The sequence below is a fragment of the Methylophaga sp. UBA1464 genome, assembly GCF_002325665.1.
In the GTDB taxonomy this organism is placed as follows: domain Bacteria; phylum Pseudomonadota; class Gammaproteobacteria; order Nitrosococcales; family Methylophagaceae; genus Methylophaga.
Genome location: NZ_DCSO01000091.1, coordinates 17,459 through 28,285 on the forward strand (window position 1 = coordinate 17,459; position 10,827 = coordinate 28,285).

The window sequence follows — 10,827 nt, forward strand, 5'->3', positions numbered from 1 at the left end:
GAACGTAATGCACCGCTGCGTCGCAATGTGACCATTGAGGAAGTGGGTAATGTTGCCGCTTTCCTATGCTCAGACCTTGCATCCGGTGTGACTGGTGAAATTACCTACGTTGATGGTGGATACAACATCGTTGGCATTGGCGACAAGTAATCTAACCGATGTACATTTAGTTAATAAAAACAGGGCGTTAAGCCCTGTTTTTGTTTTAACCATTGCAAATTAAGGACAGCTCATGCCTCACTCACATGCCGTCATTTTATTAGCTCTAATCATCTTGAGTGCCATTAGTGGTGTTTTATTTGGCTGGTTTTTTGGTGAGTTGTCATTGCAAATCGGCTGGATGGGCGATTTATTCCTCAATGCACTTAAAATGATCATTATTCCTCTGATTGTGGCCTCGGTCATCAGCGGCATTGGGGCACTTGGAGATGTCAGAAAGCTGGGCCGTTTAGGTGGTTCAACCATTTTTTATTATGGTCTTACAACGGCTGTTGCTGTCTTTATTGGCTTGGTAGTGGTCAATATTATCCAACCTGGTGCTGGAATAGAGCTTGGCAATGCCACAGTTCCAGAGCGTATTCTTGAAAAACAGGGGACCGGCATATCCGATATTTTCATGTCACTGATTTCACCCAATCTGTTTGCCTCAGCTACCGAAATGCAATTATTACCAATCATTGTTTTTGCCATATTGTTTGCCATGGCACTAACGACTATTGGCAACCGCTCTAAACCGGTATTTGCGGTTTTTGATGGCATTAATGAAGCTATGATGAAACTAGTGATATGGATCATGTATTTTGCTCCCATCGGGATTTTTGCGTTGATTGCTGCGCGCATCGGTCTGGCGGGTGGTGGTGAAGAACTTTACAAAGAAATTCAAGCCGTAGGCTGGCATGTCGTCACCGTATTGACTGGCTTATTTATTCATTTTTGTTTTCTATTCTTACTACTTCAACTTATTGCCGGTAAAGGCTTTAGCTATTTGATTGGCATGAGCCGAGCCTTATTTACCGGTTTTGGTACGGCAAGCTCAACCGCTACCCTGCCATTAACAATGGAGAATGCTCGCGAAAATAAAGTCAGCGATAAGGCCATCAAGTTTGTATTACCACTTGGCAGCACAGTAAATATGGACGGCACAGCACTCTATGAGGCAGCAGCCGTATTATTTATTGCACAAGCCTATGGAATTGATTTAACCATGACCCAGCAGGTGATTGTGTTTATCACTGCAACGCTGGCTGCAATCGGGGCAGCGGGGATACCGGAAGCGGGTCTGGTGACGATGGTAATCGTACTCAGTGCCGTAGGCTTGCCTCTGGACGGTATTGCATTGTTACTGGCAGTAGACTGGTTTCTGGATCGCTTTCGTACCGTCGTCAATATATGGGGTGACAGTGTCGGCGCCAAAGTCATTGATACACTGGTCATAAAAAAGGCGCTATAAGCGCCTTTTTTTACTCATTCCAGAAGTAATAATTATTCTTCATCGGCAGAGGTTACACGCGATTCGTAAATCTTAATTTTCGCCTCACTGCGTAATGCGCTGAGAAAAGCGGCCATTTCTGCACTGCCATTCAGGCGTGTTAAGTTTGAAACCAAACCATCACGGACTTCAGGCTCGATATCGTCAATTGCCCCCTGTTGCACATCACTTACTGCGACCACAACGTAATTACCATTATCTGCTGTAAAGCCCGCATATTGCGTTGACTCCGCGTTAGGTAACGTAAATGCCTGATTGAGGATTTGGGCACTGATGTTCTGACTATCACGACTATAAAATGCGGCCGGCTGCCAGTTATCAACAAATACCTCGTTTGCCGGGGCCCCTGATTTTAATTCCTGTAATCTGGCTTCGCCCTGAATATATGCCAAATCACTGGCACGTTGATAACGAATTTGCTCGGTAATTGCGGGAGAGACAGAATCAAATGGCAGTAACGTCGCATCCACATAGCTGTTCTTACGGATCACAACCAGTCGGGTGTCAGATAATTCAATAACCTGACTGTTCAAATCTTCATTTAGTACATCATCAGAAAATGCGGCTTTTATAACTGCCTGATTTTCAGCAATACCACTCCCACCAGAGCGCGTAAATGAACCGGAGGTATTAATCTCCAATGCTAAAGCTTCTGCAGCAACATCCAGGGTCTCAGGATTTTCATAAGTAAGATTGGCCAGTTCTTCAGCTTTATCATAAAACTGACGCTCAGCCTGCTGACGTCTGTATTGCAAGGCTACTTCATTTTTAACATCAGCAAAATCAACATTGCTGGATTTATCAATATCAGTCAGTTTAATGATGTGATAACCGAACTCTGTTTTAATCGGCTCGGAGATATCTCCTACATTTTCTAAAGCAAATACCGCTTCTTCGAACGTCGCTTCCATCACATCACGTTGAATGGTTCCCAGATCACCACCAGAAGATGCTGAACCGACATCTACAGAATAAGCTTCTGCGAGTTCTTCAAAGCTCTGCCCCTCTTCAAACTTGGTTTGAATTTCAGCGAGGATTTGCTCTGCTTGTTCATTATCCTCAATCAGAATATGACTTGCGCGACGCTGTTCCGGGCCGACAAACTGGGTTTTATTATCAATAAAATATTGCTGTAGTTGTTCATCGTTAACGTCAATCTGTGACGAAACCGTATCAAGTGACAATTCAAGATAATCAACCGAGATCTGTTCCGGAGTGGTATAGCTTGATTGATTGGCGTTATAAAAATCACGCACATCACTTTCATCAACTTCTACTTCGCTCAGGAAGTCTTCAAGTTTTATCACACCATAAGCGATTTCACGCTGCTGGTTTTCAAGTTTCAACAGTCTTTCAACTTCAACTTGAGACACTACAGTACTGCCTTCAATATTCTGGACAAGTTGCTGCCCCAGAAGGTCATTTCGCAAAGATGCTTCGTAGGATGCCGGACTGAATCCAGCACGAGCCAACACCATTTGATACTGCTCGGTATCAAAACTTCCATCGCGTTGAAAAGCCGGGGTCTGCTGAATAAACTGGGCAATTTGACGGTCACTTATTCGTTGCCCCAGCTTATCAGAGGCTGAACGAATCAAGCGTTGCTCAATAAGATCATCTATGACTGCATAGCGTATTTCAGCACCATCAAACATATCGGGATTAAATTCATCTCCCATCATTTGCCGCATTTGTTCACGATAACGCTGAACTGCCTGTAATAATTCAGAGCGGGTGATTTCCTCACCATTTACCTTCGCTACTACCGCATCACTTGGTCCGGTGACATAAGAATTCACCCCCCAAAGTGCAAAGGGAATGCTGATTAAACCAACAATAAACCAAGCAATCCAACCTTGGGCGCGATCACGTATGAAATGCAACATAGCAGTGAACCTTCTTCACGAGTGTGGGTTAATTTAAGCAAAAAAAAAGGCGCATAGAATGCGCCCTTCTTTTGTATTGGCGGAGCGGACGGGACTCGAACCCGCGACCTCCGGCGTGACAGGCCAGCATTCTAACCAACTGAACTACCGCTCCGCGACCTGATGGTTAACAGACAACCGGTCAGGAAGCGTGCAAGAATACAGCAAAAAATCAAAAGGTGTTAGTGTTCAACGGAAAAAAGCTTTTAGGACCAGATAAGTATTTGAAAAAACGTCTATTAAATGGGTCTATTGATTGCTGGACAGCTGCCTTGGCGAAGAATTAAAGACAAAAAAATCCCCCGGAAGCGTTAATAATTGCCTCACGGGGGATTTGGATTACATTGCTTCAGCTGCCTGGACCGCTTTATTTACCAATCGTTTTGCAGCACCCTTCGCGCCGGAGTTTTTGATCTGTTCCAGATTGACTGGCTCGCCTACGATAATAGCGCCGCCCATGCCAGCGCCGAAATGCGGTGTGCATTTATATATGTAGATACCTTCCTGAGTAAAAGTACGGCTGTAGTTTTCACTCATTTGAGACACCCACATTTCTGCACCTTCCGGAATCAGGCCTTCGATTGACTCGGTATTATGTGTACTCATATTGGTCCAGGATACAGAATCACCCGGTGCAATCGTGACAACAAGCGGTTCATAAATCAAACCTTGAGCAGTCACTGTATGATTTTTTGATTCTACCGTGGCGGGAGCAGCCACCTCTTCCGGCTCTGCCTTAATACCAGCTTCTTTAGCGACTTCTTCGAGTCTTGCTTCAGCATCAGCCCGGCCTTCAGCAGCTGCATTTTCTGCCGCAGCAATAGTTTCGCTGGCACGTTCACTGACACTTTGACTGGTTTCCTGAGCGCTCTCAATGGCAGACTCTACCGCATCGCTCGCGTTATCCACTACCTCTGTGTGTGTATTACTTTGCAATGCTTCTTTTTCCTGCTGTGAGGCCTCAGAAACCTGTTCACTGATTTCCGAAGTGGGTTCTGATTGAGCAACCTCCTCCGTCGACTCAGCAACCTCCGTCATTTTTTCGATTACTTCCTTAGGAGAGCTTGGTCGATCGTAATGATCACTGCTTCCAGAGATAAAGGATGAAACAGCAGCCACAACAAAAACCGCTATGGCAATAATAATGACCGCAGTAATAATTGAACGGGAATGACGCATTAGACTCTCCAATTTGATAAATTTTTACCGATCATACCATCCCCCTAACGCTATTTATAAGCAATTCAGTCCTTTTCTTTGACCTGGGACAATTTATGGTTAGCAATCCGTTTTCTTGGTGTTTTTACAACACGCCAAAATAGTTTTGCACTTTCATCCTCAATTAAAGGTGTTAACTAGCAAAAAAAGGGCATTACTCCTGAAATTATGTGCGCAACTTCCCGAAAAACATCGATAAAAATAAGTGAAAAGCATCACCTCGTTGCATTTATACAACAATTTTTTATGTTTTTTTTCATTCAAACAACACGTTACAGGTGGGGCTGCATTAAACCAGATGGACGGCTACTTACAACCAACTATTTACAGGCCATCCAAGAAAGCATGTTTTTTATGACTTCAACTTAATTCCTTCCCAAATTCATATTGGTTAAAAACAGCCACCCCCAAACTATGGCCATCTTAAACCGCATAAACACTTGGATTAGCGTGGTGATTTGCGTTGTTTTAGGAATTTTTCCTATATGAAGCTAAAACGGCTAAAGCTAGCCTGCATGAGCTTTTTACGCACAGGAGAGAGAAATGAATCTAAAACCAAAACTCATCAGCTCGGCGATAATGTCATCGCTGATGCTGATGCCTTATGCCGTTCTGGCTGAGGAAGATGCAATTGATACAGGTAAAATGACCGTCACCGGCATTTTGCCTGATCGTCTTGAATCTGTTCCAGGCTCTTTCGATATTATCGATGAGGAATACCTTGAAGAGCGCCGCCCCATTTCCAATATTGAAAGAATGAGATCTGTACCAGGGGTTCATGTTGTTGCGGATGGCAGCATGGGTTTTGATACCAATATTGGTATACGTGGCCAAAATCCACGTCGCAGTGCAAAAACAATGATTATGGAAGATGGCATGCCGTTGCAGCTTGCTCCATATTTAGATCCTGTTGTGCATTACACACCAGCATCAAGCGCTGTAAGTCGTATTGAGGTTGTTAAAGGTGCGGGCCAAATCCTTTATGGACCACAAACACTAGGCGGTGCGGTTAACTTTATTACTAAACCTGTACCGCGTAATGGCGAAATCGAAGGTAGTGTATCCACAGTTTTTGGTAATCAGGATTACCGTTTACTGCATGGTAATGTAGGTTTTGGTAATGAGATCGGTGGCGTGATGTTCGATTTCACCCAGAACAAAGGTGATGGCATCTTCAAAGGTGGTGAGTTTGATGTAAAAGATTATCGCTTTAAAGGTGAACTGAATATCACTGATCGCCAAACGCTTGGCTTAAAACTGGTTCACACCCGTGATCGTCGTAATCAAACAGAAAATTACTTAACCATTGATGAATATGATCGCGATCCATTTAGTCATCCAACAGTTGATCTGGATGATTGGGAGCAGGATCGTGATGTTGTTCAGCTGAGTCATATTTTTGAAGTCAATGATAACCTTACCTTACGGTCACAGGCTTATTATACGGATACTTTCCGGAACGGTTTACGTGCGTCTAACACTGGTCGTATTGATGGTGATGGTTTTAGTTCATCACGTCTACGCTCTTGTCCTGCGGCTGGTGGCGGGACTATTCTTGCCAGTGAAGTAGGTGATGTAAGCATTTGTGGTGGCCGTCATGCGCCACGCCAATACTACACCTGGGGTGCTGAAACGCGTGCTGACTTTGGACATAGTCTGTTTGGCCTAGAAAACGACGCGATTGTCGGTATTCGTTATCACGAAGAAAAAGCACATCGCCAGCAGGTCTTTGCTACCAACCCTGCTCAACGTGAAGACTACAAGCTTGCCTTGATTGAAGGTGAAGATCGCGAAGGTTCAAGGTTAGACGCTCAAGCTATTTCCTATTTCGCACAAAACACCACTTACATCGGTAACTGGTCATTAACTCCGGGGTTCCGTGTGGAAGATGTTCGTACCACGGATAAGGATGAGTTCACTGGCGAAAAAGAAAATGATAACTTCACCGAGTTTTTGCCAAGTTTTGGGGTTGCCTGGAATGGCATCGCCAATACAACCATCTTTGCTGGTGTGCATGAAGGGATTTCCCCAGCGCGTGCAGATCGTGAGTTCACAGCCGATGGTGGTAGAGCTGAACCTGAAGAAAGTACTTTATATGAATTAGGTTTCAGAAGTGCTTACTTTAACGGCGTTGTTGTCTCTGCAACCCTGTTCCACAACGATATTGAAAATACAGTTGTAGATAACGGTGCGACTTTTGACAACAGTGGTGAAAGTGAGCAGCAAGGTATTGAGTTAGCTGGACGTATTAATTTTGGTGATATCTATGGTACAACCAATAATTTCTATATTTCAGGTGCTTATACCAACTTATGGACAGCTGAATACAAGAAAGCTGAAAACCCAGATAACGATGGCAACAGAATGCAATATGCACCTGAACACCTGTTAAACATTGATCATGGCTATGAACATCAAAGCGGTGTGAATGCGAGAATCGGGGTACAGCATGTCAGCAAACAATTTGTTGATGATGGGAATACTCGCGTCGAAGATGTTAGCGGCCTTCAAGGANNATGCACCTGAGCATTTGTTAAATCTGGATTTTGGTTATGAACACGTCAGCGGTATCAATGCACGTATGGGTGTACAACACGTTAGCAAGCAATATGTTGATGACGAAAATACCCGTGATGAACTTCGTGATGGTGAAAATCCTGAGCGTCGTACAGGTGTTGCGGGCATTATCCCAAGCCAAACCATTTGGAATGCCAGCATTGACTATCGAGTACCAAATTCTGGTGTAACACTGTTTGCCGGTGTTGAAAACTTGTTTGATAAAGAATATCTGGCAAGTCGAAACGAAGGGAAATTACCAGGTCGTGAGCGTCTGTTCTTCGGCGGTATTACTTACGACTTTTAACCAGCTTCAACGTTGACGGAGAAGGTATGCAGAACATGTTTTAAATATGTAACAAAAACAGCCATTTCTCCCAGATTTGCTGTTTCTGCATCACCATTGCCGACAAGCCCGCCCTGTGCGGGCTTTTTTTTGCACAAAAAAACCCACCTTTTCTGGTGGGTTTATTGTGTTTTACAGGTATCTTTAGGGTTAGTCTTTTTGTATTTATGGTTTATCGAGATCCATCAGTATGATTTGTCTATCGGTATATTTCGTTTGAACCGCTTTTTCTGAACGTGCCATAAAAGCTTTTTAACCCGGGAGCAGGTTTCTTCATTTCCCAAGATTATCCAGAAGAACCAAGACCTGGAAGGTCATGGGAGTAGTATAAAAATCGTATGCTGCAATAACTGGAATAGGTTATTCGGTAGCTTCCAACTTTGTTTTCAATGACTTCATCGAAAATATACTGTCGATAATTTTCATGCTCTGCCAGAACGTAACCAGACAAAAACAAACCGCTGACATCAATAAGCTGAGCTTTCACGCCCCCAGTACTTTATTTAAAGCTCAGACTTAATTCTCACAAACCCCGGGTCCAGGTTATTAAGACTTTGAATCTCCCATTTTGCTTATGGTTTTGATAACCTCCATATAAGCTTCACCATGATCCCGTACTGCATCTGCATCATATTTTTCAGAGGCCAGGTGCACTTCTTCAAGTGTTGCAGCTAATTTGTCCAGCTCTTCATTTATTTTGGCCAGTGCATTTTCCAGGGTATAAGTCAGCTCATGGATTTTGGTCACATCTTCTGCCGACATTGAGTCTTTTTTCAGTAATGTCTCCAATCGATCGTTGTAGCGTTTGAAGTGCGTTACCGCTTCTTCTAATGACTCGGCTGATTCGCCTTTAAAATGCTCTACCGTTTCCGCTTTCGCCATTGTGGCCACACCAAAACTCAGTGCTGCCGCTGCCAGGTAATTTATTACTTTCATGTTGATACCTAAATGTAAATAAGAACCGTTAACATATACAACGATAACCAGACTTGCAAATATAATTGGATAAACAAATACAAAACTCCAAGGCATAAAAAAACCTTCCGTCATTTAACGGAAGGTTTTTAACGTGTGATTCTGAATATCGGGTTACATTGCTTCTGCTTCCTGAATGGCTTTTCTGACTACACGCCCTAAGCCCCCGCTAGCATCAGACGCCTTGATGTCGTCCAGATTAGTCGGTTCACCTACAATCACGGCACCACCCATACCGCTTCCGATATGCGGGGTACAGATATAAACGTAGATACCTTCTTTATCAAAAGTATGTTGATAGTTTTCACCCATTGGAGACATTATTTTTTCAGTACCTTCTGGCACAAGACCTTCAATGGTTTCCACATTATGTGTCGGCATGTTTTCCCAACGAACGGTATCACCGGGCGCGATCTTAACGACCATAGGCTCAAACTTCATACCTATGGCAGTAACCACATGGGTTTCCGCAAATACCGACTGAGTTATAAACAATAATGCTGCAGGAATCGTTAGAGCTAGTTTAGTTTTTGGCATAATGCCTCCTCTACAGAAGATGTATAAAAAAACACCATCAGGGTAAATTATTAATAATATTGAACGCTTTTCTGTGTGAAAAACTCCCTAATAATATTCAGGACAACGTTTTAGCCTTAGTGTTCCTATTTGATATATATAGATTTTTTTCATTTTGATAGTGGGATGATTTCCCGGGGAGTGCATTAACATGCGTTAATCATTTTGGGTCAGGCATTAAGTTTCGTGTTTAAAAAAGCTACTGACCTGGAAAATGAGAAAGCCCAGCGCCGATAAAACAATGGCAATTTCGTAATGAGCATAAGCGACCGACAAGCCAATAGCACCCGTCAGCCATATACCTGCTGCACTAGCTGTACCATTTATGGATCCTGATGTATTCATAATGGCGCCGTCACCAGAGGATAGGTTCGCATCCCAGCCCCTTTTGTCTTTTACTCACGGTTCAAGGCAATCGGAAGGCCAGCAAAAGACGATACCCAGTTGATATGAGTGATACCAAATCAGACCGACATTGATATCCATAAAACAACCTACTTTTGGTTAGGTTGATTTTGAACAAATAAATATAAAATGCTTACTTAATCTGAAGCAATTTGTGATTTTAAACTTCGTGGCCAGGCTGTCACCAGTGCCTTGAGTAAGGTTGCCAGAGGGATAGCAAAGAAAATACCCCAAAAACCCCAAACCCCACCAAAAAACAAAACGGCCAGAATGATCGACACCGGGTGCAGATTAACCGCTTCAGAAAACAAAATTGGAACCAGCACATTGCCATCTAAGGCCTGAATAATTCCGTAAGCCACCAATACATAGGCAAACTCCTCAGTGAGACCAAAATGAAAGCCTGCAACCGCTGCAACCGGCAATGTTGCTACTGCGGCACCGATAAACGGAATCAATACTGAAAATCCAACTAACACGGCCAGCAATGCCGAATAAGGCAAACCAAACCAGGCAAAAGTTATAAAAGCCACTGTACCCACAATAATGATTTCAACCACCTTGCCACGCACGTAGTTAGCAATCTGACCATCCATTTCATTCCAAATCCTGCTCATCAAGCCACGTTTTTCCGGCATCATTGATAAAATAAAGCCCACCAGCTTTTCTCTGTCTTTAAGCATGAAAAACACCAGAATTGGTACCAGGACCAAATAAACAATCAGACCAATCACATTGCCTAGTGAAGCTAAAGATAAAGTCAGTGCACGCTGACCGTAGATACTCAATTCTCTTGCCACCATTGAGATCCAGTTCTGAATTTCATCCGGAGTTATCAGTGTGGGATATTGCGCCTGAAGCTCATCCAGCCATTGCTGTCCGCTCGAAAGCATTCTGGGTGTTTCCAATACCAGATTAACCAGCTGATTCCATAACAATGGCATCAACAAAAAGGCCAGCGCTAACATCACACTGACAAAACCGACAAAAACGATTGCCACGGCAATCATTTGCGGCACGTGCCTCCTTGTTAGCATATTCACTACGCCCTGCAACAGAAACGCAATGATTAACGCCGTAAAAAAAGGGGCTAACATACGACCAAACCAGATGATCACAGCAAAGCCTAATACCAGTACAATCAGCATAATGACGGCTTCTTCATCAGAAAAATATCTTTCCGCCCACTTTTTGAATACTGCTCGCAAGGTCATATCTGTTTTGGTCCTGTTCAGCGTCTTAAGGTATGTCTGTTACTATTTTGGCATATCGTCATCAGACTTGTAGCGCATTAAATGCAGTCTAACATTCAAATTTGAGGAACTATCCAGGTGGAG

The 10,827-nt window shown here is 43.4% G+C and carries 9 protein-coding genes and 1 tRNA gene; 3 read left to right on the plus strand and 7 right to left on the minus strand.

Annotated features, from left to right (window positions below):
- Positions 1-150: SDR family oxidoreductase (locus B3O33_RS12390; protein ID WP_292363740.1), on the plus strand; the 150-nt coding region annotated here is incomplete at its 5' end.
- Positions 151-232: 82 nt separating this feature from the next.
- Positions 233-1,450 carry a dicarboxylate/amino acid:cation symporter gene (locus B3O33_RS12395; protein ID WP_292359023.1) on the plus strand — a complete coding sequence of 406 codons (1,218 nt, stop codon included), beginning with the start codon at positions 233-235 and terminating at the stop codon, positions 1,448-1,450.
- A gap of 32 nt (positions 1,451-1,482) precedes the next feature.
- Here the strand turns inward: B3O33_RS12395 and B3O33_RS12400 are convergent, their stop codons facing one another.
- The 3 genes from B3O33_RS12400 to B3O33_RS12410 form a co-directional block, all read right to left on the minus strand.
- Positions 1,483-3,375 (minus strand): SurA N-terminal domain-containing protein, encoded by a 1,893-nt coding sequence (locus tag B3O33_RS12400; RefSeq protein WP_292359022.1) that lies wholly within the window; start codon positions 3,373-3,375, stop codon positions 1,483-1,485.
- A 77-nt stretch (positions 3,376-3,452) separates the two neighbouring features.
- Positions 3,453-3,529, minus strand: a tRNA-Asp gene (locus tag B3O33_RS12405).
- Between the two features lie 224 nt (positions 3,530-3,753).
- A complete protein-coding gene (locus B3O33_RS12410) occupies positions 3,754-4,593 on the minus strand; it encodes a plastocyanin/azurin family copper-binding protein (RefSeq protein WP_292361156.1) in 840 nt (279 codons plus the stop codon).
- Positions 4,594-5,175: 582 nt separating this feature from the next.
- Between B3O33_RS12410 and B3O33_RS12415 the strand changes: the two genes are divergently transcribed.
- Positions 5,176-7,158, plus strand: a complete 1,983-nt coding sequence (locus tag B3O33_RS12415) for a TonB-dependent receptor family protein (RefSeq protein WP_292363735.1) — start codon at positions 5,176-5,178, stop codon at positions 7,156-7,158.
- A 922-nt stretch (positions 7,159-8,080) separates the two neighbouring features.
- Here the strand turns inward: B3O33_RS12415 and B3O33_RS12425 are convergent.
- The 4 genes from B3O33_RS12425 to B3O33_RS12440 form a co-directional block, all read right to left on the minus strand.
- Positions 8,081-8,470 (minus strand): DUF6746 family protein, encoded by a 390-nt coding sequence (locus B3O33_RS12425; protein ID WP_292361152.1) that lies wholly within the window; start codon positions 8,468-8,470, stop codon positions 8,081-8,083.
- A 153-nt stretch (positions 8,471-8,623) separates the two neighbouring features.
- Complete coding sequence (locus B3O33_RS12430) at positions 8,624-9,046, minus strand: plastocyanin/azurin family copper-binding protein (RefSeq protein ID WP_292361151.1); 423 nt, start codon at positions 9,044-9,046, stop codon at positions 8,624-8,626.
- A 216-nt stretch (positions 9,047-9,262) separates the two neighbouring features.
- A complete protein-coding gene (locus B3O33_RS12435; protein WP_292361181.1) occupies positions 9,263-9,433 on the minus strand; it encodes a hypothetical protein in 171 nt (56 codons plus the stop codon).
- Positions 9,434-9,627: 194 nt separating this feature from the next.
- A complete protein-coding gene (locus B3O33_RS12440; RefSeq protein WP_292361149.1) occupies positions 9,628-10,704 on the minus strand; it encodes an AI-2E family transporter in 1,077 nt (358 codons plus the stop codon).
- Positions 10,705-10,827: the final 123 nt, after the last annotated feature.